Annotated in this window: 23 protein-coding genes and 1 pseudogene; 8 read left to right on the plus strand and 16 right to left on the minus strand. The window is 70.2% G+C overall.

What is annotated here, in order from left to right:
• Positions 1-90: 90 nt before the first annotated feature.
• The gene (locus ABZY13_RS07775) at positions 91-510 is read left to right on the plus strand and encodes an arsenate reductase ArsC (protein WP_356627989.1); all 420 of its coding nucleotides are present in this window, start codon (positions 91-93) and stop codon (positions 508-510) included.
• A gap of 126 nt (positions 511-636) precedes the next feature.
• On the opposite strand, the pseudogene ABZY13_RS07780 reads toward ABZY13_RS07775, so the two are convergent.
• Positions 637-1,180: pseudogene (locus ABZY13_RS07780) on the minus strand (transposase); the annotation flags it as partial.
• Positions 1,181-1,348: 168 nt separating this feature from the next.
• Here ABZY13_RS07780 and ABZY13_RS07785 point away from each other — a divergent pair.
• On the plus strand, positions 1,349-1,681 hold the full coding sequence (locus tag ABZY13_RS07785; protein WP_356627990.1) for a type II toxin-antitoxin system PemK/MazF family toxin: 333 nt from the start codon (positions 1,349-1,351) through the stop codon (positions 1,679-1,681).
• Between the two features lie 415 nt (positions 1,682-2,096).
• Here the strand turns inward: ABZY13_RS07785 and ABZY13_RS07790 are convergent, their stop codons facing one another.
• Both ABZY13_RS07790 and ABZY13_RS07795 read right to left on the minus strand, forming a co-directional pair.
• Positions 2,097-2,537 (minus strand): hydrolase, encoded by a 441-nt coding sequence (locus tag ABZY13_RS07790; protein ID WP_356627991.1) that lies wholly within the window; start codon positions 2,535-2,537, stop codon positions 2,097-2,099.
• 424 nt (positions 2,538-2,961) lie between these two features.
• Complete coding sequence (locus tag ABZY13_RS07795) at positions 2,962-4,047, minus strand: M23 family peptidase (RefSeq protein ID WP_356627992.1); 1,086 nt, start codon at positions 4,045-4,047, stop codon at positions 2,962-2,964.
• A 706-nt stretch (positions 4,048-4,753) separates the two neighbouring features.
• Between ABZY13_RS07795 and ABZY13_RS07800 the strand changes: the two genes are divergently transcribed.
• Positions 4,754-5,359: a dihydrofolate reductase family protein gene (locus ABZY13_RS07800; protein WP_356627993.1), complete on the plus strand. Its 606-nt coding sequence runs from the start codon at positions 4,754-4,756 to the stop codon at positions 5,357-5,359.
• 546 nt (positions 5,360-5,905) lie between these two features.
• Here the strand turns inward: ABZY13_RS07800 and ABZY13_RS07805 are convergent.
• Together ABZY13_RS07805 and ABZY13_RS07810 are read right to left on the minus strand one after the other, a co-directional pair.
• Positions 5,906-6,451 carry a GNAT family N-acetyltransferase gene (locus ABZY13_RS07805; protein WP_356627994.1) on the minus strand — a complete coding sequence of 182 codons (546 nt, stop codon included), beginning with the start codon at positions 6,449-6,451 and terminating at the stop codon, positions 5,906-5,908.
• Positions 6,452-6,792: 341 nt separating this feature from the next.
• Positions 6,793-7,197, minus strand: coding sequence for a MerR family transcriptional regulator (locus ABZY13_RS07810; protein ID WP_356627995.1), 405 nt, complete (start codon positions 7,195-7,197; stop codon positions 6,793-6,795).
• 422 nt (positions 7,198-7,619) lie between these two features.
• Here ABZY13_RS07810 and ABZY13_RS07815 point away from each other — a divergent pair, with 422 nt between their 5' ends.
• Together ABZY13_RS07815 and ABZY13_RS07820 are read left to right on the plus strand one after the other, a co-directional pair.
• Positions 7,620-9,110, plus strand: a complete 1,491-nt coding sequence (locus ABZY13_RS07815; RefSeq protein WP_356627996.1) for a SulP family inorganic anion transporter — start codon at positions 7,620-7,622, stop codon at positions 9,108-9,110.
• Positions 9,111-9,292: 182 nt separating this feature from the next.
• Complete coding sequence (locus ABZY13_RS07820) at positions 9,293-9,469, plus strand: hypothetical protein (RefSeq protein ID WP_356627997.1); 177 nt, start codon at positions 9,293-9,295, stop codon at positions 9,467-9,469.
• Between the two features lie 219 nt (positions 9,470-9,688).
• Here ABZY13_RS07820 and ABZY13_RS07825 read toward each other — a convergent pair whose 3' ends face one another.
• Both ABZY13_RS07825 and rpmF read right to left on the minus strand, forming a co-directional pair.
• Positions 9,689-10,876, minus strand: a complete 1,188-nt coding sequence (locus ABZY13_RS07825; protein WP_356627998.1) for a GTP-binding protein — start codon at positions 10,874-10,876, stop codon at positions 9,689-9,691.
• A 6-nt stretch (positions 10,877-10,882) separates the two neighbouring features.
• Positions 10,883-11,053 (minus strand): 50S ribosomal protein L32, encoded by a 171-nt coding sequence (rpmF, locus tag ABZY13_RS07830; protein ID WP_356627999.1) that lies wholly within the window; start codon positions 11,051-11,053, stop codon positions 10,883-10,885.
• A gap of 241 nt (positions 11,054-11,294) precedes the next feature.
• Here rpmF and ABZY13_RS07835 point away from each other — a divergent pair, with 241 nt between their 5' ends.
• Entirely contained in the window at positions 11,295-11,657 is a 363-nt protein-coding gene (locus tag ABZY13_RS07835) for an STAS domain-containing protein (protein ID WP_356628000.1), read from the plus strand.
• A 232-nt stretch (positions 11,658-11,889) separates the two neighbouring features.
• Positions 11,890-12,795, plus strand: coding sequence for a GNAT family N-acetyltransferase (locus tag ABZY13_RS07840; RefSeq protein WP_356628001.1), 906 nt, complete (start codon positions 11,890-11,892; stop codon positions 12,793-12,795).
• A gap of 139 nt (positions 12,796-12,934) precedes the next feature.
• Here the strand turns inward: ABZY13_RS07840 and ABZY13_RS07845 are convergent, their stop codons facing one another.
• Positions 12,935-13,615, minus strand: a complete 681-nt coding sequence (locus tag ABZY13_RS07845) for an NAD(P)H oxidoreductase (protein ID WP_356628002.1) — start codon at positions 13,613-13,615, stop codon at positions 12,935-12,937.
• 109 nt (positions 13,616-13,724) lie between these two features.
• Here ABZY13_RS07845 and ABZY13_RS07850 point away from each other — a divergent pair, with 109 nt between their 5' ends.
• A complete protein-coding gene (locus ABZY13_RS07850) occupies positions 13,725-14,684 on the plus strand; it encodes an AraC family transcriptional regulator (RefSeq protein ID WP_356628003.1) in 960 nt (319 codons plus the stop codon).
• Between the two features lie 383 nt (positions 14,685-15,067).
• Here the strand turns inward: ABZY13_RS07850 and ABZY13_RS07855 are convergent, their stop codons facing one another.
• From ABZY13_RS07855 to ABZY13_RS07890, 8 genes are all read right to left on the minus strand, one after another.
• Positions 15,068-15,847, minus strand: coding sequence for a hypothetical protein (locus tag ABZY13_RS07855; RefSeq protein ID WP_356628004.1), 780 nt, complete (start codon positions 15,845-15,847; stop codon positions 15,068-15,070).
• A 346-nt stretch (positions 15,848-16,193) separates the two neighbouring features.
• Complete coding sequence (locus ABZY13_RS07860) at positions 16,194-17,327, minus strand: SGNH/GDSL hydrolase family protein (RefSeq protein ID WP_356628005.1); 1,134 nt, start codon at positions 17,325-17,327, stop codon at positions 16,194-16,196.
• A gap of 435 nt (positions 17,328-17,762) precedes the next feature.
• Positions 17,763-18,254, minus strand: coding sequence for an ATP-binding protein (locus tag ABZY13_RS07865; RefSeq protein ID WP_356628006.1), 492 nt, complete (start codon positions 18,252-18,254; stop codon positions 17,763-17,765).
• Between the two features lie 643 nt (positions 18,255-18,897).
• Entirely contained in the window at positions 18,898-20,373 is a 1,476-nt protein-coding gene (locus ABZY13_RS07870; RefSeq protein WP_356628007.1) for an MFS transporter, read from the minus strand.
• A gap of 537 nt (positions 20,374-20,910) precedes the next feature.
• Entirely contained in the window at positions 20,911-21,393 is a 483-nt protein-coding gene (locus ABZY13_RS07875) for a hypothetical protein (protein WP_356628008.1), read from the minus strand.
• Positions 21,394-21,402: 9 nt separating this feature from the next.
• On the minus strand, positions 21,403-22,035 hold the full coding sequence (locus tag ABZY13_RS07880) for a DUF6152 family protein (RefSeq protein ID WP_356628009.1): 633 nt from the start codon (positions 22,033-22,035) through the stop codon (positions 21,403-21,405).
• Positions 22,036-22,330: 295 nt separating this feature from the next.
• The gene (locus ABZY13_RS07885; protein WP_356628010.1) at positions 22,331-22,882 is read right to left on the minus strand and encodes a nuclear transport factor 2 family protein; all 552 of its coding nucleotides are present in this window, start codon (positions 22,880-22,882) and stop codon (positions 22,331-22,333) included.
• 183 nt (positions 22,883-23,065) lie between these two features.
• Positions 23,066-23,977, minus strand: coding sequence for a LysR family transcriptional regulator (locus tag ABZY13_RS07890; RefSeq protein WP_356628011.1), 912 nt, complete (start codon positions 23,975-23,977; stop codon positions 23,066-23,068).
• Between the last annotated feature and the right edge of the window lie 100 nt (positions 23,978-24,077).

Here is a 24,077-nt window from a genome sequence, read left to right on the forward strand (position 1 = left end):
CCGACCGCCGTATCACCGACCTGCTCGCCGGCCTGCCGAGCACCTGGAACCCCCGCCCCACCTGCCACTCACCCTGTGAAGGAAGAACGCATGTCCTCCGCTCCGCTCGCCTCCGTGCTGTTCGTCTGCGTGCACAATGCCGGCCGTTCGCAGATGGCTGCCGGTTTCCTCTCCCACCTCGCGGGCGACCGCGTCGAGGTCCGCTCCGCCGGTTCCGTCCCCGGCGACCAGGTGAACCCCGCGGCTGTCGAAGCGATGAGGGAAGTCGGCATCGACATCTCCGCCGCCAAGCCGAAGATCCTCACCACCGAGGCCGTCCAGGCGTCGGACTACGTCATCACGATGGGCTGTGGCGACGCCTGCCCCGTCTTCCACGGCAAGAAGTACCTCGACTGGGCGCTCGAAGACCCCGCCGGCAAGGGCGTCGAGTCCGTACGCCCCATCCGCGACGAGATCAGGACCCGCATCGAGGCCCTGATCTCCGAGATCGACGCCGCGCAGAAGGCGTGACCCCGTGACGCAGCCGCAGGATGTGCGCGAGGTCGTCATCATCGGCTCCGTACGAGGCGTCCGGTTTCCTCAACAATCCGCCCAGCGGTGAGTGCGTCAGCGCACTGCCGACCCGGCATCTGGAGCGGCGACCCATGCGGCCTGGTGGCCGGCGTCCAGGAACGGGGCAACCCTACGAGTGGCCGGTTCCGGCTTGGTGGCGAAGCCGGTGTCCTGGTCGAGTCCGGCATCCCGTCAGCGGTCAGGGTCGGAGGTCCATGAACGCGAGACGTGCGGTTCCCGGCCCACTGCCACGTGCCCGCCCCGGCCGGCCCGGACCAGGTAGACGGCGATGTGGGCATTCTCGATCCTGCCCGCGGGACCGGTGTACTGGCGCTGGACGCCGACCGTGTCGGTGCCCTTCTTCACGTCCCCGGTCTCGTCGGCCACCGGTACCGCCTGGTCGTCGTGCAGGTGGTCCACCACGTAGTCACACACGTCGTCGCGGACCCGGTCGGCGTCACCCGGCCCGGCCGAGCAGGTGTTGCATGCCGTCCGGGGTCCTCTCCCCAGCCCATTCGGCGATGGTCCAGCAGTTCTCGCGCGGCAGGTCGGGCAGCAGTCCGAGCGCCAACTTCCGTACCGGGGACCGGGATTCGTCCCGTGTGAACCGTCCCGCTGTCCGGCTCATCAGGGTCCTCCAAAGCCTCCTGCCAGCGGGCAGGGTCTACGCTGTGACCTGCGGCCATCGCGTGATCGTCTGTCTTCGCACACCGATGATCAACGGGTGGCCTCCCCCGTCTCCACAGCGTGACGGGGTCGCGCAGCGTCCACCCGCCGTCCTGTGTCAGGAGGACATGTGCAACGTGGCGAACTCTGGTGGGTCCAGTTCGACGAGCGGCGGCCGGTCGTGCTGCTGTCGGGAGACGACGCGTCCGGGATCCGGGTGATGCAGGTCGTCGCTCGGGCGGGTGTCGACATCACCGGTCTGGGCGTCGAAGTGGCAGTAGGCGCCGTGGAAGGACTGCCCTTTGAAGGCGTGCTTCGGGTCGCGTTGCCGCGTCCGGGCTTCACCCCTTGCACGTGGCTGACCACCGTGTCCCGCGACGACCTGATCGAGCGAGCGGGCGTTCTGTCCTCCGCGAAACTCAGCGAGATCGAGAACGCCCTCCGTCTCGGTGGACTCGGGTAGCAGAGAAGGAACGGACGCCCGCGACGGCGTGGTCGGTCTCGTCCAGCTGATCGACGGTGACAGCTGCCTCCTCGGCGTCCTTCACGATCGAGATCACGAGCGCATGGGGCATGTTGAGTGCGGCAAGACGCGATCCCTGCCGCCCGGGCCCGGTGGAAGCCCACGGCCTGCCCAGTTGCCCCGCAGGACGTCGGCCGCCCGGGCCGTCCGGAGCCGTTCCACGGCTACGTCGCGGTCGATGCCCGGCCCGCCGCCGGCGGAGGTGACCACGGGCACGGAGGAGGGCCGCCGCACGGCGACGGGCTGCGGGGCACCGGCGGCCGGGGCGCGGCCGACACCACCGCTCTGCCCTCCGGCACCGGGCGGGCCCTTTCAAGGCCCCGCGGGCGCCATGCCCCCGGAGGGCCCTGTCGAGTCAGCCGAGGGTGTTCTGCGTCGTGTCGACCACACGCTTGATGCCGATCAGGACCCGGTAACGCTCCCGCGCCGCGAACTCTTCCGTCTCCCAGACTGCCGGGCGTCCTACCTCTGCGCACAGATGCAGCACTCGTCCCTCATCCACCCAGACGCCTACGTGGGCGCCGTAAGCGTCGTCGGTGGCGTTGAACAGCACCAGGTCAAGTGGCTGGGCGGCCAACACACGGGTTGAGCTCTGCGTATCGGCCCACAGTTCACTCGAACGCAGAGCGGGCACAGCCAGACCGAAGTGCCGAAGCACCTCGTAGGCGAACAGCTGGCAGTTCGCACCCTCCTCCAGACTGGGAGGGTCAGTCACCTCCGACGCCCCCGGAAACCGGGAGCCCACGTACGGAACGGTCCAGAAAGCGGCTGGCAGTCGGTGCAGGACTGGATCCATGGACCCATCGTCCCAGCCCAGGCGCGGGAAGGCGTGGGGACGGCAAGGCGGAAGAGGCGGCGCACGGCGGGCGGCGGCAGGGACCGGTTGGCCCAGCCAGGCCATGACGGCGCCAGGCGAACACCAGTGCGATCACTGTCGCGAGATCCCTTCCTGCACACCGCCGTTGGCATCACGCCCCGCCGGAGCGGTGCCGAACCGGTGCCCTCGCCCCGATGCAGGCCATACTCGGCTACGCCTTCAGGGCCGAATGTCACCGCTGCCCCGCCGGCCGGCGTCGTAGCGGGACTGGTAGGACACGATCAGCCGGTCGCGGTCCAAGCGCCGCTGAACACTGCGTACTCGGCCGCCGCGGGCCTCTCATGCCTGACCGGCGACTCCGTGCCCGGCGGTGTCGGCCGGGCACGGCGACGCGGGTGGGTTGTCAGCTGGTGCGGTTGTAGATCGCCGTACCGGGGCAGGCGGTGACGCCGAGGCGGGTGGCGCAGCCGGAGTACTGGCTGTTGCCGTTCCACCAGGTCCAGCCGCCGATGGTGCGGCCGTTCAGCCAGGTGTACTGACCGGCGTAGTTGGCGTCGTACGTGCGCAGGCTCCAGTGCACATGGGCTCCGGTCGCGGAACCGCCCGCGCAGGTGTCGGTGCCGATGTTGCCGAGCAGGGCGCTACTGCCGATCGAGGTCCCGTTGTAGTAGGTCGCGTTCCACATGTGGTAGTAGTCCGTCGAGAAGCCGCCCGGGTGGATCACCCGGGTCCAGCCGCCGCCCGCGCCGCACATCGAGGTCGCCGTCCCTCCCTGCGAGGAGCGGATCCGGCCGCTGGCGTTGCCCCCGGCGAAGTCGAGGCTGCTCCAGTAGCCGGTCGAGCCGTCGTGGGAGTGCGCGCCACCGGTGAGGGTCATGTAGTAGTCGGGCATCCAAGGCAGCAACAGCCCGCCGGTGTTGGCCATGGTCCCCATCGACGGCGCCTGCTCCGGCGCCGTCACCTTGCGCTGCGCGTACGCCGTCATGGTCTTCCGCTCCGCCTTGCCGACCAGCGGGGACTTCGCCACATGGTCGGCGAATTCGCGGTCGCCCTCGAGGCCGGTGACCCAGCGCCCGTTCTTGCGGTGGGCAATGTAGAGCCACCCTTCCGGCTCGCCGTGGTGGGTGCGCGGCGCCTCGACGTAGGCGACGCCACGGGCCCAGCCACGCGAGACGGTACGGACGTCCACGACCACGTCGCGGCCTTCGGCGGCGAGCTTTCTGACGGCGTCCTTCGGGGCGAGGCCCTTGGCATCGTGGGACCGGGAGAGGACATCGGTGGAGACGGCGTCTATCAGCGCCTGGCGGCCGGTGCCGAGGCGATCGGCGACCGCGGACGGCATCTTCACGGTGACATCGGAGGACGGCGACTGGGCGGCGGCTACCGGGGGCGTGTCCGCGGGGATCGCCGCGGCCGAAGGCGCGGTGGCGAGCAGTCCGGTGACGGCGAGGGCGGCGACGGTGATCCTCACGGGCAGTTTGGAAAGCATGCGAAGTGCTCCTCGTGGGCTCGGGAGAACCTGCCGGGCGGACAGGTAGCCAGAGTGTGGCAGAGCGCAGTGACGTCCACGAGATCGCGAAAGTTCAGGTTTCGGGGGCCGAACCATCTCCGTAGCCCTTGAGGCCTCACAATGGGCCACTGAAGGATGAGTTACCGTCATTCCCCCTGTATGGCCGAAGAATTGAAGGCTGTGCCGCTGTGGGTAGAGATGTTCTGCGGCCTGGGCGCGGCAGTTCGAGCGGCTGTTGAGTGCGTCTTGTGTCCTCGGCGACACCGGCCTGTTCGCGCCGCTGCGCGTCGACCGCTACCTCCTGCTGGACCTCACCGGCGGTGGCGACCTCGCCGAGGCCGTCGGCTCGTCCAGCTCTCGGGCAAGGGCGCCGGGGACAGGCCGGCAGCCCCACGACGTGACCATGCCGCCCAAGCCGCCGTCATGCACCGCGACATCGACGCGACGCTCGCCGTCACCCGCGACGACATCGTCAAGAGGTGATCCACGTCGGCCCGGTGGAGATCATCACCCGACTGCATGTATAGCGCAATCATTCAAGGACCCAGGTCCTCCGAAGCGGTGCCGCTCCGCCGACCTGATCGGCTGCGGCGCCATGGGTCTTCTCCTCACTCCACAGCACGGCCGATGAGTTTGCGGCTCCCTGCCGGTCCAAGCTCGTGACACCCCAGGAGAGGACACAGCCATGTCGGAACTTCTCGTCGACTTCATCACCTCCCTCGACGGCCACGCATCGGGAGAGGGATGGCCCGGGTTCTGGGGCCTCGAGGGCTCGGAGTACCTCGCATGGCTCGGGGAGCAGCCCGGGGCGACCTACCTCATGGGAGCGAACACCTACCGCCTGATGTCGGGCTTCGCCGCAGGCGAGGTCCCGAGCGGCCAAGACGAGTTCAGGCCCGAAGAAGAGGCGTCCGTCGACCAGCTCACGCAGGCGTCCAAGGTGGTTTTCTCCTCCTCGCTCGAGGAGCCCCTGACGTGGGCCAACTCCACGCTCGTCCGCGACGACGCCGTAGAGGCGGTCCGCGCCATGAAATCGAGTGGCTCGGGGCTGCTCAGCACGATCGGCAGCCTCAGCCTGTGCCGATCCCTGCTACGAGCCGGACTCGTCGACCGCTTCCGGGTCGTGATGTTCCCGGTGATCACCGGGGCCACGGGCGCAGAACGCATCTACGACGGCTATCCGGACGTCGCCCTCGAGATGATCGAGCACCGCACCTTCGACGGCCGCATCCAGTTGGTCGAGTACAAGCCCCGCGTGCTCGAGCACCCGCCGCTCGGCGTCCCTGCGTGACGTCGCCCCGCGTTCTGCTGCGGCGTCCACTCCCGCCGCCGCAGCGACGATGGCGTATCCCGTACGCGGTACCCGCCCCGGCCGGGCGCCGCACGCCGTGCACCGGATGAATCCGCCCCGCGCCGCCCTCCAGGGCCGCCGCCCGTGCCGGCTCGCCGCCGAGGAGCTTCGGGACGAGTTTCCCTGAAGCACAGCGCAGCAACCCCTGGACCCATGCGCCGCGCCGCCTTGCTCTTGCTCATTGCCATGTGCACAGATCTCTCCCGTCTGTGAGGTACCTCAGTGGACGGCATCCAGCGATGCCATGCCGATCAGGTTGCCCTGCCGTCGGGAAGGTCATTGACCGTGTGTCCACGGTCGATTGACTTGGCGTCCGCAGGCCGGGCTGAGGGCGCACTGCCGGCAGTCGCGGGGCGAGAGGCCGTAGGCGGCGCGGAAGGCGCGGCTGAAGCCGACGAAGTGGTCGAACCTCGCGTGCTGCGACGGCCGCGCCGGGTCCGCGGCGCCTCGCCCTGCCGGCCGGCACGCCGGCTGACGGCTTGCCGGTCACATCGGGATCTCGAAATGCACCGTGGCGACGCCCGGTCCGTGTTCGCCGGTGGTGCGAGCGTCGAACACTTCCTTGGCCAGACTGCGCCAGAATGCCTCCGCCCCCTCGACGTTCACGTTGGTGTGGAGGTAGATGCGGTCGTAGCCGGGGGTGCCGATGACGAAGTCGCAGGCTGCGTCGACCAGTGTGCGGGCGAGCCCTCGGCGCCGGTGCTCGGGCCGCACGTAGACGCGGACGAGTTGGGCCGTGGTGCCGTACGGGTAGCGTTCGGCCAGCCAGCGCGGGTGGGGCGGATGGCGGGGGCCCTGGGACCGTACGCCCGTCGTGGCGACCACCTCGCCGTCGTGGACGGCCACGAGCAGGAGGTGCCGCGGAACGTCGAGGTACGTGCCCTCGATGTCCACCACGTCATGGTGCCACTGGGGCACGTACCCGTACCCGAATTCGTTGTAGAAGGTGTCGAGCATGACGCGGCGTGCGCCGTCCACGTCCGCCGCTGTCGCGGGACGCACGGTGTACCCGCCAGGTGTGATCCGACTCATCTCGGTGTCCCTTCGGTCGGGCTCCCACGCTAGTCACATGAAAACGACTTTCAAAATCGTGAGGGCGCTCCGTGCGTCGCCCGTCGTGTCGGGCACGGCGGCGAACCGAACCGGGCGCGGACGTCGACGACGAGGCCGGCACCGACGACGGGCGCGTTCCCGGATCCGGGGCCGAGCGCGTGCGCGCACCGACGCCTCCGGGCACACGGTGGGGTCGACGGGCGCGGCCGGCCGGATCGTTCCCACATTGTGGCGCTCAGCAGGTGCCTCGCGAGACGCCGAGGGCGTCGGCACCCGTCGGCCGGCAGCGATGCCGCGCACCGACAGCACACCGGGAGCGGTCAGGGGCGGGTCGGCTCGGGCAGCCGTGCCCGCAGAGTGGCGGCGAAGTCCTCGGCGCGGGCGAGCTGGACGCGCAGTTTCTCCACCTGCTGCGCCGCGCTCCGCTCGTACGCGCGCAGGCGCTCGAGGAGCTCCTCGCGCTCGTCCGGGCCGAGTGCGCCGCCCTCGTCGAGGCGGTCGGTGACGTCCAGAAGGTCCCGCATCTGGTCCAGGGTGAAGCCGAGCGGCTTCATCCGCCGGATGACCATGAGGCGGGCGACGTCGTTGTCCGTGTAGAGGCGGAAGCCGCCGCGGGAGCGGGCCGAGGGGACGACGAGACCGGTCTCCTCGTAGTGCCGGATGGTGCGCAGGGACAGCTCGGTGCGCGCGGCGACCTCGCCGATCTGCATCTGCTTGCCGCCCACGTCCCTGCTCCTGGCCTCTGCGTCATGACGCCGCCCCTGGCCGGGGCCGCCAATCCCTACTCTAACGTTAGGGTAGAGTTGCCGGTGTGCGGGCGGCGTGCCGCCGCTCCGCCTCTGCCGTGTCGGGGCCGATGGCGCCCCCGGCGAAGATCCGATTCCGATTCCTGCAGGAGAGACGCGTGCGCGAGCCCATGTCGCCCGGCGCCGCCGCCTGCCCGCCGTGACGCTTCGCCCCTGGACGTGACTCCCGGCGCCCTCGTGCCCGCCCGCTCCGTCCTCCCTGGTCTTCCGGCTCCGCGATGACGGGGCCGCCCGCGGGGGCGCCGGCCCGGCCCCTCCGCGTCCTTCCGCGCGTCCCCGATCGACACAGGGGGTGTGCCCGAGCACGACAGGTTCCCGAACTCTTGTCTTCCGCTGCCGCTGTGTCCCCGGCCGCCCGCCTGCGCGGCCTGAAGCCCGACTGGCTGAACGACCCGAAGGTCTGGCGCACCGAGGTCCTCGCGGGACTGGTCGTCGCCCTCGCGCTGATCCCCGAGGCGATCTCCTTCTCGATCATCGCGGGCGTCGACCCCGCGATCGGCCTGTTCGCCTCCTTCACCATGGCCGTGGTCATCTCCGTCGTGGGCGGCCGCCGCGCGATGATCTCCGCCGCCACCGGCGCCGTCGCCCTGGTCATCGCCCCGCTCAATCGCGAGCACGGCCTGGGCCACCTGGTCGCCGCCGTGATCCTCGCCGGCGTCTTCCAGGTCGTCCTCGGCGCGCTGGGGGTGGCCAGGCTGATGCGGTTCGTCCCCCGCTCGGTGATGGTCGGCTTCGTCAACGCGCTCGCCGTCCTGATCTTCATGGCCCAGGTGCCGGAGATGACCGACGTGCCGTGGGCGGTCTATCCGCTGATCATCGGCGGCCTGGCCCTGATGGTGCTGTTCCCGAGGGTCACCACCGTGATCCCGGCACCGTTGGTCTCCATCGTGATCCTCACCGTGATCACCGTCGCCGCGGCCATCGCCGTACCGACCGTCGGGGACAAGGGCGAGCTGCCGTCCTCGCTGCCGGCGCCGGGGCTGCCGGACGTGCCGTTCACGGTGGACACGCTGACGACGATCGCCCCGTACGCGTTCGCCATGGCGCTGGTCGGCCTCATGGAGTCGCTGATGACGGCGAAGCTGGTCGACGACATCACCGACACCCACTCCAACAAGACCCGTGAGTCCGTCGGCCAGGGCATCGCCAACATCGTCACCGGCTTCTTCGGCGGCATGGGCGGCTGCGCCATGATCGGCCAGACGATGATCAACGTGAAGGTGTCCGGTGCCCGAACCCGCCTGTCGACGTTCCTGGCGGGCGCGTTCCTGATGGTGCTGTGCATCGTCTTCGGCCCGGTGGTCTCCGACATCCCCATGGCCGCCCTGGTCGCCGTCATGATCATGGTGTCGTTCGCGACCTTCGACTGGCACTCCGTCGCGCCCAAGACCCTCAAGCGGATGCCCGCGGGCGAGATCGCGGTCATGGTGATCACCGTCGCGTGTGTGGTGGCCACCCACAATCTCGCGATCGGCGTCGTGGTGGGCTCGGTCACCGCGATGGCGATCTTCGCCAGGCGCGTCGCGCACCTCGCCGAGGTCACCGCCGTCACGGACCCGCACGGCAGCACGGTGGTGTACCGGGTCACCGGCGAGCTGTTCTTCGCTTCCTCCAACGACCTCGTCGGCCAGTTCGACTACGCGGGTGACCCCGCGAAGGTCGTGATCGACCTCTCGGCAGCGCACGTCTGGGACGCTTCCTCCGTCGCGGCTCTGGACGCGATCGAGACGAAGTACGCCCAGCGCGGCAAGACGGTGGAGATCACCGGTCTCAACGACCCCAGCGCCCGGTTGCACGGCAAGCTCAGCGGCGAACTCACCGCCAGTCACTGACGCACCGACGCGACCGCCCGCCGCCGCCCGCCACCAGGGGGGCAGCGGCGGGCGATCGCCGTTGCGGCCGGCCGCCGCGCACGCGGCGTCCTGCCTCCCCCGCCCGGGCAGGACGGCGGTCGCCCGGCCCGGTCTCTCCAGTCCGGCGAGGCCCGGTCGGGGACGGTGGAGCGTTCGACGCCGTGGAGGAGTGGGCCGGGCGGATCGCCTCCGACACCGGCTACGCCGCGCTCGAGCACACCGTCGAGCTGACCGGCATCTGCATCACCTGCCAGTCGTCCGCGAACGAGGGAGAACCGCCACGCCGCCGGCAGCGCGCCCCGGACGCCCCGGGCCGGGTCCGCAGCCGCGCGAGCTGACGGAGGCCGTGCGCACCCTGCTCGCCCTCTCAGGACGACCGGGGCAGGCAGGCCGGGCATGCACGCGTGCCGGGACCCCGGCCGTGACTCGGTCGCGTCCGCCCGCCCGGCCCCGGTGCACTGCTCGGCATCCGACGGGCGAGGGGCAGTGCGCCGGAAATGAGGGCGCTGTCCGGGCCGGACGGTGCCGTGGCTGCGACCACCGTCCAGCCCGGAGTCTCAGGGCCCCGTCGTCGCGGTGAGGGGCTCGTGATCGTGCGCGCACGCCTCGTCGAAGCCGTAGGTGTCCCAGGCGGGGAAGGGATCGCGACGAGGAAGCCGCTCGTCCTCCCTCATCAGGCATTCGGTCAGGGCCATGTGCAAGGCCTCGGCGTTCAGACGGGTGCCGATGAACACGAGTTCCTGGGCGTGGGGACTGTCGGCGTCACGCGCGGCGGACGGCTCGAAGCGTGCGACCGAGCCGGCCTGGGACCACAGCCCCGTCACCCGGGGGCGGCTGGCCAGCGTGAAGAAGCCCTTGGACCTGAGCACCTGTCCGTAGGCGCCGCTGTCGAGCGACTCGTTCACGAACGCCCACAGCCGCCCGGGGTGGAACGATGCGGCGGAGCGGAAGACGGTCGACGAGATGCCGTACTCCTCCGTCTCGGGAACGTGGTCGCCGTTGAGTTCCCTGACCCAGCCCGGCGCCTGCTGCGCTCGCTCCAGATCGAAGAGACCGGTGCCCAGGACCTCGCCGACCGGGACGCGGCCCCGCACGGCCGGCACCACGCGGGCGGCGGGGTTGAGCCGTGCCAAGGTCGCCCGGAGGCGGTCCGCGGACTCGGCGTCGACGAGATCGAGCTTGTTGAGGACGATGACATCGGCGAACTCGACCTGGTCCATCAGCAGGTCGCTGACCGTGCGTTCGTCGTCCTCGTACTGATCCAGGCCCCGTTCGGCCAGTTCGTCACCGCCGGCCAGTTCGGGCAGGAAGTTGGCGGCGTCCACCACCGTGACCATCGTGTCCAGCCGCGCCACTTCGTCGAGGGCGGCGCCGTCGTCGCGGGCGAAGGCGAACGTGGCGGCCACCGGCATGGGCTCGGAGATGCCGGAGGACTCGATGAGGAGGTGGTCGAAGCGCCCTTCGCGCGCCAACCGGTCCACCTCCACCAGCAGGTCGTCGCGCAGAGTGCAGCAGATGCACCCGTTGGTCATCTCGACCAGGCGTTCCTCGGTGCGCGAGAGGGCCGCCTCGCCGCCGCGGACGAGGGCGGCATCGATGTTGACCTCGCTCATGTCGTTGACGATGACGGCGACGCGCAGCCCTTCCCGATTCCCGAGGACGTGGTTGAGCAGGGTGGTCTTGCCGGCGCCGAGGAACCCCGACAAAACGGTGACGGGCAGGCGCGCAAAGGGTACGTGGGCCACGCAGCGTCAGCCTTCGGGCCGGAGCAGGCCACGCTCGTACGCCTTGGCCAGCCGCTGGGGGATGCGGTACGCCACCCCGTCCACCGTGACGGTGACCAGTTGAGGCGTCACCGCCTTCCACTGTGCGCGGCGGTGCCGGGTGTTGCTGCGCGACATCTTGCGTTTGGGTACGGCCATGAGGACCTCCGGTGTGAGCGTGTACGGGACAGACAGTACATGAAAATGGATGTCATTACGAAACTGCTGCCGCCCCCTTCGCGTTCATCACGAGGGCGGCTGTTCGCCGTGCCGTCCGGCATGCGTCGGCGGTCCCGGGCACGGCCGGGCCGTACGGGTGAGTGCATCCGCCCGGGCAGGTGGGGCAGAATCCCCGTGTACGTGCCCCGCCCGGGCACGCCCCAGCGCAGTCGAGGAGACCGTGAGCGACATTCCGAGAGCGGACCGGCCAGACCGGCTCTCCATCGAGCACTCCCAGGTCGACGGCGTCCTCGTCGTGACCGTACGGGGCGAGATCGACCACGACGTCACCGGGCGGTTCAGCCAGGCCCTGCAAGGCGGACGCGACGCCGGCACGCGGATCGTGGCGGACCTCGGCGACGTCACCTTCATGGACTCCAGCGGTATCAACGTCCTCGTCGCCGTCCACCAGCAGACGAGCGGCGCGGGCGGATGGCTGCGCATCGCCGCCGCCCGGGAATCCGTCCTGCGCGTTCTACGACTCGTCGGCCTGGACGCCGTCATCCCCTGCCACCCCACCGTCGAACAAGCCCTGAGCGACTGACCGGCGCACCGCGTCTGCCATGCACGCCCTCACATGGGAGGCGTCCGCCCGGGGGCACGCGGGACAGCACCTGTCGGTCCGTCCCGGGCAGCAGTGGCTTTCCTGTCGCCTCGCCCGCGGCGCACCTCCGTGGTGCGATGGAAAGGGGCGACGGAGGTAGAGAGCGATGACCCCACCAGCAGCGGAGCGCAGGAGTGGCGCGGCCCCGGTATCAGTCCGCCCACTGGAAGCGGTGGACCTGGATCGGGCCGATGAGATCTGCAGGCTCGCCTTCGGGACCTTCCTGGGGGCTCCTGATCCTTTCGGGACCGTCGACTACGTCCGTACGCGCTGGGCGGCCGATCCGCGGGCGGCATTCGCGGCGACGGTCGAGGGCGAAGTCGTCGGATCGAACTTCGCCACCAACTGGGGCAGCGTCGGGTTCTTCGGACCGCTGACCGTACGTCCGGATCTGTGGGACCAGGGCATCGGCAGACGTCTGATGCAACCGGTCATGGACTGCTTCGACGCCTGGGGGAACCGCCACCTCGGCCTGTTCACCTTCGCGCACAGTCCCAAGCATCTTGAGCTCTACCGCCGGTACGGTTTCTGGCCCCGCTTCCTCACAGCCATCATGAAGAAGCAGGTCACCGACGGTGCCGCGGTGCCCGGCAGAGTGCTCTACGGCGAACTGCCCGCTGCCGAGCGGCCCGGCGCGCTGAGTTCCTGTCGCGCACTGACCGGAGCCGTGCACGAGGGCCTGAGCCTGGAGCGGGAGATCGTGGCGGCGCACGCGCAGGGGCTCGGTGACACCGTCCTGCTCCATGGCGCCGGCTCCGAGCTGGAGGGCCTGGCCGTCTGCCACTGCGGAGCCGGGTCGGAGGCCGGCTCGGACGTGTGCTTCGTCAAATTCGGCGCCGTGCGTCCTGGTCCGGGGGCCGCCGACCGGTTCGAGCGACTGCTGGTCGCGTGCGAGCGGCTGGCCGCCGAGCGCGGGCTGGGGCAACTGGACGCCGGCGTGAACCTGGGCCGCCCGGATGCCTACCGGCGCATGATCGACCGGGGTTTCGGCACCTGGTTGCAGGGCGTCACCATGCACAGGCCCAACGAACCCGGGTACAGCCACCCCGACGCGTACGTGATCGACGACTGGCGCTGAGACCGCGCGCCGCGCGACCCACCGATCCCGACGAAACCGCCGCCGGGTTCCGTCGGCCTGCGCGGCGACAGGGCTTCGGAGCGTTGCTCGGCCCGGTTCGGCGAACGCTCCTCACTCAGGTGCGTGCGTCCCCTTCCGCTTAGGCCGCCACGAGTTCCTCGGCGACGAACTTCTCCACGAACTCCCGTGCGCGACGGTCGAGATCGGCGTACTGCGCCTCTCGCTCGGCGCCCGTCACCGCGTCGCCGACCAGGAGGTTGCCTTCGGCGTCGACGCGCTGAGGGCGCTCCTCCGCGTCGGTGAGCAGGCCGACGGTCGAGTGGGAAAAGCCGCAGTAGTAGGCGATGCCCTCGCTCAGGGCGGTCTCGAGGACGGTCTGCATCCCCTCCACGACGGGATCGTCGGCAGTGGCGCCGGCGAGGCCGAGCCACAGGATGCGCTTGCCGGCGAGGCGGGGCTTGCTGCGGCCGTAGGCGAACCCGTAGTTCCACACGCGGTCGATCCAGCCCTTGAGGAGGGCGGGTACGTGCTGCCAGTACACCGGGAAGACGGCGACGACGGCATCGGCGTCGAGGACGCGCTGCATGTGGGCGTGCGCTTCGTCCGAGTAGCGCTTGTCCCGGTCGCCCCAGTCCGGCTGGTCCGCCACGTTCATCCGAGGGTCGAACCCCTCGGCGTGCAGGTCGAGGAGGTCGACGCGGTAGCCGGCGGCTTCGAGCCGGGCGGCGGCACGGCGGGCCGTGTGCGCGGTGAGGGAATCGGCGCGGTGGTGTGCGACGACGACGAGGGCTGTCCTGGCACGGCTGTCGTGCTGCGTCACGGTGTCTCCCGGCTGGTCTCGTTGGGTCCGAAGGAACAAGTCCAGTACAGCCCCGACGACGTAGATGATCCATGGGAGAAGCGCTCTCAAACATAGGAGATCGTCTACGGTGTCTTTCATGGATCCTCTGAGTTCGCTACTGAGCGGCATCCGGGCCGAGGGGTCGGTCGTCAGCCACGCGGTACTGACGGTGCCGTGGACCATCCGCTTCTCCGACGCCGCGCCGCTCACCATGATCAGCGTGCTGCGGGGAGGGGGCACCCTGCTGCTGGCCGACGGCACCGAGCGAGCTGTCGGCGTCGGTGACACGGCCATCGTCCGCGGCCCCGAACCGTTCCATCTCGCGGACCGCCCCGGTACCGTGCGCGGCTCCCACGCCGCGTACGAGATCGCCTGCTTCACCGAGAGCGCCGGGTGCAGCGCCCAGGAACTCGGCGGTATCCGATGGGGCGCCGACTCGAAGGAGGCGACCGCGCTGATCGTGGGCGCCTACCGTGCCTCGGGCCACCGCCACGAGCGGCTCCTGCGTGCCCTGCCGCCCGTCCTGGTGATGAAGGAGGACGTCGAGGTCTGCGCCTGGCTGGAGACGGCGGCCACCGACGCCGCCCGTCTTTCGGCCGGATCGCAGGCGTTGATGGACCGGCTCCTCGACTGGGCCCTGGTGTGCACGTTGCGCAGCTGGTTCGACCGGGCCGGCGCGGACGCGCCCAGCTGGTACCGGGGTCTGACCGATCCGGTCCTCGCGCCGGCCCTGCAGGCCTTCCACGACCGGCCCGCCGAACCCTGGACGGTGGCCTCCCTGGCCGCTCGTGCCGGCGTCTCCCGCGCGCTGTTCGCCAAGCGCTTCACCCGGCTGATGGGCCGTCCGCCCCTCGCCTACCTCACCGAATGCCGGATGGACGAGGCCGAGGCGCTGCTGTCCGACACCGACCTCGGCATCGCCCAGATCGCCAGGTCCGTCGGCTATGCCGACGCTTTCGGCTTCAGCGCCGCGTACAAACGCCACAAGGGCGTGAGTCCCAGCGCCCACCGCGCCGCAGCGCGGTCGGGATCCCTCGCGTCGAGGTGACCGGCCGACGGTGCGACGCCCGGGCGCGGGCCCTGGACGACGTCACGCGTGACCCTGTGTTCGTCCCGTCCGCTCGTCGTCCCGGAGACGAGAGCACCGCCGCAACCGCGTGGGCGCCCCGATGCGTCGAGGGGGCGACTGCCCTCTCGGACGGTTTCGGCCGCTGGTGGCGGACCAGGTCGAGCGCGCTGCTTGGCCACGCCGGCCAAGCAGCGCGTTCCGTCACGGACGAGCGGTGTCAGGTCAGCCGGCCCAGTGGGATCGGACATGCCTCGGCACGAGTCCGCCTCCCCAGGTCGGCCACGTCCTGACGGGGGTGAAGTTCTCGCGTCCCGCCCGTCCGGTGGATGCCGCTTCGGCGAGGGACGGTCCGCGCGCCTCGCCTACCGCACAGCGACGTAGTCGCCGGTCGACGACTTCGCGCCGGAGGTGGAGTTCCCGTAGTACGACCACCGCCACGTCCCCGAGTTGCCGGCCTTCACCGTGGTCTTGAGCGCCCCTGTGCTGCTCGACGTCACCTTCTTGACCGTCGTGTAGGAGGAGGCTCCCGCCGCCTTGAACTGCAGGCTCACCGTGCGGCCCGCGTACCCCTGGTATGTGTGGGTGTCCCAGTTCGCCCGTGTGACCCGCCCGGTCACGGTGATCGTCCTTCCCGCGGCGACCGGTTCCGGCGAGGCGTTCACGGAGACGCGTGTGGCCCGCTTGACCTGCAACGGGAGGTCCTCGTCGTCAGTGTCGTGGGCATCGCCGGCGAGATAGACCCGAGCAGCGGTCTGCCAGGTGCCGGCGTCCTCGTTTCCGAAGTCGAGGTGCCGCGGGTCGATGTACAGCCATTCCTTGAAGTCGCAGATTCCCTTCTCCTTGTCCACGACCTCGCAGTCGCTGGTGATGATGGAGGTGTAGAGGGTGTCTCCGCTGTCGGGCTTTCCCCGGTAGGGGAACACCGTGGGCCCGGCGTCGTATCTGAGTGTGGTCGTCATCCGGAAGGACGCACGCACCTCGACCTCGTCCTTGACCCCGATCACGATCGGCTTCCCGCCGTTCACCGCGACCCGGGTGAAGGCCACCCCGCCCTCCGCGGCCTCGGCCGGCACCGCCGTCAACGCCGTGAACACGACCGCCGTTCCACCGGCCACCGCCGCTTTCCACATCGTCTTCCCCATCCTCGGGTCGCTCCTTTCCCCTGCGGCATGGTCCCCACGCGCAGGCGCCCCGGCCGAAGGTTCGTCCTCGCGGCCAACTGTGGGACAGGAGAGGGCCGTACGCGGTTGTACGCGGTGCGGCAACGATTCGATCACCCCGGCACCGCCCCGGTCCGTTCGGGATGACGGTGCTGCCGGCAAGCGCGAAGGCATCCTGCCGCTCCGCCCCGCCCAAGGGCGCCGGGATGCCGTTCCTCGTTCAGTCCCGCCAGCCGTGTTCAGCCCCGCCACCCGTGCAGAAGCGCCTCGTCGTGCCGCACTGCTGCGGGCGGTCCGGGCCCCGCTCGGCTTGGGCCGCCCCTCCCGGTCACCAGTCCAGCGGCAGAGTGGCGAGGTACTGGTCGAGCAGACCGGAGATGATCCGGTGGTCGCGGAGGGAGGGGTGCCAGTCGCAGCCGAGCCGGTCCAGGCCGGGATCGTCGTAGTACCAGTAGCCGACCCGGTCGTCCCCCCGTGCGTTGCGGTCCGTGACGATGTCCCGGGCGGTGTCGGCGAAGGCGGTGCCGGACACCGCCGTGGCGCTGACCACCAGGAACGTCCTGCTTCCGTAGCGGGCCCGCAGCCTGTCGAGGAAGCCGTGGTAGGCGCTCGCGTAGGCGGCGATCAGCTCACTCTGCGTGGCCCATGGCTCGCCCGGGCGGAGCGGGGTCGAGAAGTCGTTGATGCCGAGGCCGATGACGACGACCTGCGGCCGCCAGGTGCGCGGCCTGTGCCAGACGTCGCCGGCGATGTTCAACAGGGCCCGGTCGTAGTAGGTGCGGTAATCGGTGCCGGGGTCGCCGCCGTTGTAGTTGCGGACCATGCCGCGGCCGGAGAACGCGTTCTGCTGGTGGTCGGCGTCGAGTTTCCGGGCGGTGAGGGCGCCGAAGGCGAGGTCCGCGTTGCTGTTCCGGTCGACTCCTCCGTTGGCCGAGCAGTCGCGCGTGCCCGAGACGTTGCCGTATCCGGCGGTGAAGGAGTCGCCGATGAACTCGATCTGCCTGTTCCGCGCCGCCGGGGCGGGAAGGACCTTTCCTCCTCGGGCGGCGACGAATCCGCCGAAGCGGCCGACGGCCCACGGGCTTTCCGTCCGCTTGACGAGCCGTACGGTGTGCTCGGTGTCGGTGAGATCCCTGACCCAGGACATCGTGCGCCCTGGCGTCACCAGTGTGTTGACGGTCGTTCCGTCGATCTGCACGTCGTAGTCGTTGGCGGCGTCGTCGAGCAGGATCCCGACGCCGGTGCCTCGGAACCGGCCCTCGAAGGCGACGCCGGGCCAGGTGTACTGCACCCAGCCGTCGGCCGCCGGCTTGACCCGGCCCACCGTCCGGAACCCGGCGAAGGACGCGGACGGCAGGGAGCGGTGGACGGCGGACGCCTGGAAGGGAGCGGCGGCGGTGACGCTCGCGGCGACGGCGGCCGTAAGGAGTGTGCGCCGGGAGAGACGGGGAGTGGTGCGCATGAGCGGTCCTTCCGGCGTCGGTGGATCTGCACGTGCGGCGGTGCGGGAGCGCTCCCATCATGGCGGTGCCGGTGCGACGTGGGGAGTGGTCTGCGGTGTCGGGTACGGAAGACGCCGGTGGGGTGGCCGCGGAGGTCGGCCGGCGCGGCGACGGCGTTCCGGTCGAGCACGAGGACAGGCGGCCGTGTCGTACGCCGGGCTGCCGGGCTGCCGGGCTGCCGGGCTGCCGGGCTGCCGGGCTGCCGGCCGAGCCTGCGGCCTGCGGCGAACCGGTCGCGTCGCGTGGAAAGCACGCCCCGCCGCTTCTGCGCGAGGCCTACCGGCTCAGGCGCCGCGTCCTGAAGGGGCGGATGGGAAGGAGGAGGAACAGGCACGGCCCGATCAGCGTCGTGCGCGCTTCCTGCACTGCCGGGAAGGCGACCGCGTCCGCGGACTTCAGTTGCCGATGGTCAGCCCGGCTTCCACGGTGTAGCCCCCCTCGCACGCCCGGGTCCGCACCCACGCGGAGACGCATTCCACGATGGCCATGCCCCTGCCGCGCTCACTCAGGCCGCTCTCTGGTTCAGCGCCACCGACTGCGGGCCCCGCCCCGCAGTCGGTCGCACCGATCCGCAGCACCTTGTCCTCCAGGGACAGGCGAAGCAGGAAGTCGCCGCACCCGTGCCTCACCGCATTGGAGGCAAGTTCACTCACTACCAGCTCAGCGGTGTCCCGGACGTCTTCCGGAACGCTCCAGTGACGCAGGACGGTCGTCGTGAATCGACGCGCTTTCGGCACCTGGGAGGCTTCCCCCGGGACAGCGAGAACGGCCCTGCACAGCGCCGACCGACCGGTGAGCCCAGGAATCGGATGACGCCGTGCGCGACGGCCCGAAGGGATGCTTCCGAGCGCGGGGAGATCACGTCGGGAAATTCGCAGTGTCGTCATGAGATCGGCCTTTGTGTGAGTCACTGCAGGTGCCGTGGTCTCCTCTGCGTCAACGTCACGAGGGGAGGGGACGCCACGGAAGGGCACTTCGCCCGGCGGGCGGTGAGCTTTATGAATCGTTTCAATAACGCCTTGTCCACTTTATCCACGGCCGAAATTCTGAGTCAACACTCCGGTTCGCCCGGAATCATTCGGGCACCCGAGGAGTCTTGACGTTCGAATACCACCGAGTTTGAAATTTACCTGTTCAACTTCCAGGACAGGATGGTGGGCAGCACGGACAGGGCTCCATCCGCACGAGGTCGGACGCCGTACCGACGGATGGGCCGGTGGCACGGGCACATCTTTGGTGCCCACCGACTTGGCCATGAGGCGCCGGCGCCGACCTCCCGGCCGCCGACCTCCCGGCCGCCGATCGGGCGGCGGCCGGGATCGCCGAAGCGGCCCGGCCCCACCGGCCTCACGTCGTCGGCGCCGTCCAACGCGGCGGCCGCATCCGGCTGGAGGCGCGGGCCCGCGCCCACCCGTCACGGTCGCAAGCCGAGCGTCGGAGGGAAGGCCTTCTTGGACCGGTGCAGTCACACCGCCCGGAAAGATGCGCCGCCCACCCGTCTGCGGCTTCCCGTGGCCACGGGGAGACGGGCTAGCCGACCTTCGCGCCCCGCCGCAGTTTCTCGAACGCCTCGATCGAGACGGGAACCGCGTCCGGCCTGCCGAGGTCGTCCAGAGGGACTCGGTGCGTCTCGCGGGCGGACCAAGCGGCGACGGCGGCGACGACCGTGAGCCCGAAGGAGATGCCTCCGATGATGAGCGGCACGTTGCTGGAACCGGGCGGAGCGATGACGGCGAACAATGTGGGCATGGACGCCGCGATGAGCAGACCGAGGTTCTGCGACACCGCGAACCCGGTGACCCGGGTGCGCGTCGGGAACATCTCCTGGAAGGCGCTGGCGAAGGTGGCGTTCCACATCTGGTACAGGACGCCCCACATCACGATCGCCAGGAGAACGGTCAGCATGACGTGCCGCTGGCTCACGGCGTACAGGTAGGCGAAGGAGAGCACACCCGAGCCGAGGGAACCGATGATCAGCACCGGCCGCCGGCCGATCCGGTCGGACAGGTTGCCGAAGACCGGGATGACGGCGATGCCGACGAGATTGGCCACCACCGGAATCCACAGATAGACCGTGGTGCTCATTTCGACGCCGTACCCGGGCTGCGTCGCGTAGGCCGCGCCGAACACCGCCGCCGTGACTCCGATGACGTTCGTCAGGGCCATGCACACGGCCCGCACCATGTTCCCTCGGCTCTCGCGGACGACCTCGAGGATCGGCGCCTTGGGGATCTCGCGCTGCGCCGCCTGGTCCTGGAATGCGGGCGTCTCCTCGACGCCTCGACGGATCAGGTAGCCGGCGAACAGCACCACGCAGCTCATGAGGAACGGAATACGCCATCCCCACGTGGTGAAGTCGTGGGTGGACAACACCGCGGACAGCGGAAGAAATACGGCGGCCGCGATGATCTGCCCGGCCTGGGTTCCCTGCAGGGCGAAGCTCGCGTAGTAACCGCGCCGGCCGAAGGGGGCGTGTTCCAGAATCATGGCGCCGGCCCCGCCCAGCTCACCGGCGACCGCGAATCCCTGGACGAGTCTCAGCAGCACGAGCAGGGCGGGCGCCAGTAGGCCGACCTGGCCGTAGGTGGGGAGCAGCGCCACGGCGAACGTCGACGCGCCCATCAACAGCATGGCCAGCACCAGCACGTTCTTCCGGCCGTGCTTGTCGCCCAGGTGCCCCAGGACGAACGCGCCGAGCGGCCGGGCCACGTAACCGACGGCGTACGTGGACAGCGAGGCGATGACCGCTACGGTCGGGCTGGCCGAGGGGAAAAAGACCTTGGGAAACACCAGTGCAGCGGCCTGCGCGTAAATGAAGAAGTCGTAGTACTCAAGTGCACTGCCGATCCAGCCACTCACCGCCGCCTTTCTTGGTGTCTTGCGGTTGTCTCCCGGGTATCGCGTACCCGAGCGCCCGCGCATCTCGTCCTGCATGACCAACCTCCAGGGGCTGCATCCATCATGTCGATCGACCGGCGCGCGCCTTCGGCGGTCTGCCTTCCTCATCGGTCGGTTCTGCCGCAGCGAGGGACGCACAGGCGCGAGCGATGTGATCGATCGGCATGGGATGCGTTTCTCGTTGTGGCGGCGTCCCCTTCGGGTGGTCCGAACTCCCGAAACCACATCACTCGACGTGATGACTCCGCGCTGGTCACTGGACGTCCGGCCACACCCGCCGCCTTGTGAGGGCGCGAAGTGAGATAGCCGGCAACCGGAGCCCGGCCAGGGGCGAGTCTTCCCTGACTGCCATCATGCCCGGCCGGCTTGTCGCTGCAGCGAAATGGCCGCCACAGCGCCGGAGCATCCAGCAAGCGAGTACCAGGAGAGCATGGGCTCCGACCCCGGTCAATGTGCTGATACGTTTCAATCTCCCCGCCACCGCCAACGAGATGTCCCCCATGTCCGCCCTGAGCTGCGGAAACACTCGCGCTGGAAGTGCCGCCCTGCGCGACGTCGGCCATGGGCGGCTCCCTGCGGCCCTCGGTAGTGCGTCGAAGGACGTCACCACCGCCGACCTGAGCGACGCCGACCCGACCGTCCTGTTCAGCTGTAGGCCAGGAGCCTTCCCGCGACCGTGACACCCGTCCACGAGGTGAGGGAGACGACCGCGGCCAGTCGGGCGGCGACAGGCGTCGGCCGATCTTCATCCCAGTCGGCCACGCTGCGGTAGGTCCACCGGTGGAAGATCAGGATGTTCAGACCGGCGAGCAGGATGAGGCCGAGCTTCCACGGGGCGCTGCCACGATCGGCGATGAGGCTCGCGCCGGGCAGGAACATGATCACGCCGGTGGCCGCGGCAATCATGAAGCCGAGGTGCGACAGGCGCAGGAAGTGGTCGGCCGCAGTCGTCACCCGCAGCGCCCGTCGGCCGATCCCGAGCAGCCGGAAGTCAAAGGCTGCGGCTGGGCCGACGAGGAGGGCGATCCCGATGATGTGGACGCTTTCGAGCATCGGATACAGATAGGCCGTGCCTCGGACAGCCTCGGCGAACCAGCTGTCCTCCAGCCGGAAGAAGACCTCGTCCATGAAGAGCAATCACGCTCGGGGCGACCGTGCTCGCAGGGAGAAGACTCCACCCGCGACGACGGCAACCAGCACGACACCGAGCACGACCCACACCGCAGTCGGTGACGTGGCCTCGGAGTCCGCTGAGGTCGACGGCGCATCCTGATCGGCGTCGGCGGACGGTGCGCCGCGTTCCGGATACGGGACCGGCAGCGGAGTGGCCGGGAGCTCCTCGTTGAGCACCTGGTTGACAGGCTGCCCGTCCTCGACCCAGAACACCACTGGACGGAACTCGTCGTTGTGGCTCTTGCCGATGTAGCCGACGGCTTCGATCCGCTCGCCGTCGTCGAGCTTGCGGTCAAGGCCCCACATCGAGGTGAAGCTCGGCGGCGCGATGGTGACGGCCAGCTCGTCGTGCGAACCGCTGTAGGACGGTGCGGCGCTGATCGGATCGCTGTCGGCGGCGTCCCGCAGCCCGACGGGCAGATCGCGCTCGGGTGCATCGGCGGGGAGGCCGTCCTCGACGGTCACGGTGAAATAGGAGTGCGGCTCGCCCCAGCGGACCTGCGAGACGGTACCGGCCATGTAGTAGAGGCGGTCGGTGTCGAAGTCGTCGAACCCGTGATGCGCCTGCGCGCCACCGGCCGAGAACAGGAGGAGCATCGTGGCGGAGAGCAGGGAGGCCGCGGCCAGCCCGGCGCGATGGAGGCCGACGCGGGCCGGCGGTGCGGCAGTCCTGAAACGCATGCCGAGTGGATCCTTTCAGACGGCCTGGATTGTCCGGCCCTCAGCGAACCTCTCTCGCTGGTGAAGAGGGAGTCACTGCCGAGGCAGGTACTGACAGGGCATCCTTCAGCGGGATCTTCGGCGCGCACTGCGGGTACTGACCCGAGTCGAGGCGGTCGGCGACGCCCTCGGCGCTCATCGCGGCCGGGACACACGTCCGGTCGGCGGTCGGTTACCTGTCGTGCTCTGCGGCGAGGCGGTCCGGCAGCGGTGCGAGGGGGTGGGCGCGCCAGAAGAAGGCGTCGGCGGCGTGCTGGTCCCCGGCGAAGTTGACCGCCTCGGCGATTCTCCCGCCCCGGATGCGGAAGGCGAGCGCCCAGATGGTGTCGAGTCCTTCGGGAGTCGTGCTCCACCCCCGGTGCAGGTCGACGACCCAGTCCCGGTCGGCTGCGATGCACAGCGTGTTCGCCCGGAAGCCGGACTTGCTCAACTCCCTGAAGAATGCGAGGACTTCGTCGACGCCTTCCTTCGTCCCGGCCAGTGGGTGGTGGCCGGGAATGGTCCAGCGGATGTCGGGCGTGAAGAACGGCCTCAGCGTTTCCGGGTCGCCCGACGCGTAGGCCTCGTAGTAGCGGCGGATCAGCCGCACATGCGGGTGTTCACCCGTTCCGGCCGGCACCGCGGCGCCGGCGGCGCCCGCCCCCGGGAGCATCACGGCGGCCAGCCCCGCCGCCCCGAGTCCCACTCCGCGCAGCACGCTGCTTCTGCTCAACGGCTCGTCCACCGTTATGTCCCTCCTCGTGTCCCGCGGTTCCCCTCCGGCGCGGTCCGACGTCGGTGCCGAACTCCCGCTGCCGAAGGTGGGCTCAGCGAATCAGCCGCTCCGCGACGCGGTCCAATGCCTGTGCCCATGCGTTCGGGGCATGGGTTCCCGGCCGCGGGCCGAAGGGCCGGCAGGCCCTCGCCCTCACGCTGTCGTCCGCGGGGCGTCGTCGGTCGCCGCTTCCCGGACGGCGGTGAGGAAGTCGTGGACTGCCTCGCCGTGTGCCTCCGGTGGCCAGGCGACGGCGACGCGGAGCGGCTCGATGCCGGCGATCGGCCGCCACACCAGCTCGGGGTGCGCGTAGTACGCGGCCATGGAACGCGTGCCGAAGCACACCGCGGCGCCGGCGGCGACGTGTTCGAGCATCTCCTCCACGTTGTCGTTCTCGGGCCCCCATACCGGAGCGGAGCCGTCCGGCCGGGGGTTGACCGCCCACCAGTCCACCCAGGCGCGGGGGGCCCGGCCCGTCCACATCAGCGGCTCGTCGCGCAGTTCCAGGATGTCGACCGGCTCCCGGGAGCCCGCCAGCCGGTGCCCGGCGGCCATCGCCACCCACCGCGGCTCCGTCGCGACGACTTCGGCCCGCAACCCCGTCAGATCCGCGGGCAGCCAGACGAAGGCGACGTCGACCAGGCCCTGCCGCAACGCCTCCGCCTCACCGCCCCATTCGAACCGTTTGGGCTCGATCCGGACGTCGGGGCGCCGGGCGCTGAACACGGCACGCGCCCTGCGCCCCAGCGGTCCCGCGCCGGTCGCCACGAACCCCACCCGCAGCAACCGCTCCCGCGCGGCCCGGGCGCCCCGCACCTGACGCAGCGCCAGCTCCCAGTCGTCCAGCACCCGCCGCGCCGCGGCCACCAGGTCCTCGCCCGCACGCGTGAGCCGGATCTCCCGGCCGGCGCGGGTGAACAGCTCGGCCCCCAGGTCGCTCTCCAACCGCTGGATCTGCCGGCTCAAGGACGGCTGGGTGACGAAGAGTTCCCGAGCGGCCCGGGTGAAGCTCAGATGCTCGGCCACGGCCAGGAAGTAGCGCAGCACCCTCGTATCGACGTCCACGTGTGTCCTTTCCCCGCCGGGTCCGGTCGGATCATGCCCTCAACGTATGGAGGCAGGCGTTGGACCGCACGGGTCCGGCGTGTTTCGGTGGTGCCGTGCG

Origin of the sequence: Streptomyces sp. NPDC006610 (assembly GCF_040611575.1) — a bacterium.
Lineage (GTDB): Bacteria > Actinomycetota > Actinomycetes > Streptomycetales > Streptomycetaceae > Streptomyces.

What these genes read in the sequence shown, in the direction of transcription:
- ABZY13_RS07775 (WP_356627989.1), top strand. Translation starts at nt 91, where the DNA reads ATGTCCTCCGCTCCGCTCGCCTCCGTGCTGTTCGTCTGCGTGCACAAT.
- ABZY13_RS07795 (WP_356627992.1), bottom strand. Translation starts at nt 4,047, where the DNA reads ATGCTTTCCAAACTGCCCGTGAGGATCACCGTCGCCGCCCTCGCCGTC.
- ABZY13_RS07875 (WP_356628008.1), bottom strand. Translation starts at nt 21,393, where the DNA reads ATGGACGAGGTCTTCTTCCGGCTGGAGGACAGCTGGTTCGCCGAGGCT.
- ABZY13_RS07805 (WP_356627994.1), bottom strand. Translation starts at nt 6,451, where the DNA reads ATGAGTCGGATCACACCTGGCGGGTACACCGTGCGTCCCGCGACAGCG.
- ABZY13_RS07865 (WP_356628006.1), bottom strand. Translation starts at nt 18,254, where the DNA reads ATGACGACACTGCGAATTTCCCGACGTGATCTCCCCGCGCTCGGAAGC.
- ABZY13_RS07855 (WP_356628004.1), bottom strand. Translation starts at nt 15,847, where the DNA reads ATGGGGAAGACGATGTGGAAAGCGGCGGTGGCCGGTGGAACGGCGGTC.
- ABZY13_RS07880 (WP_356628009.1), bottom strand. Translation starts at nt 22,035, where the DNA reads ATGCTCCTCCTGTTCTCGGCCGGTGGCGCGCAGGCGCATCACGGGTTC.
- ABZY13_RS07800 (WP_356627993.1), top strand. Translation starts at nt 4,754, where the DNA reads ATGTCGGAACTTCTCGTCGACTTCATCACCTCCCTCGACGGCCACGCA.
- rpmF (WP_356627999.1), bottom strand. Translation starts at nt 11,053, where the DNA reads ATGGCCGTACCCAAACGCAAGATGTCGCGCAGCAACACCCGGCACCGC.
- ABZY13_RS07790 (WP_356627991.1), bottom strand. Translation starts at nt 2,537, where the DNA reads ATGGATCCAGTCCTGCACCGACTGCCAGCCGCTTTCTGGACCGTTCCG.
- ABZY13_RS07860 (WP_356628005.1), bottom strand. Translation starts at nt 17,327, where the DNA reads ATGCGCACCACTCCCCGTCTCTCCCGGCGCACACTCCTTACGGCCGCC.
- ABZY13_RS07870 (WP_356628007.1), bottom strand. Translation starts at nt 20,373, where the DNA reads ATGAGGAAGGCAGACCGCCGAAGGCGCGCGCCGGTCGATCGACATGAT.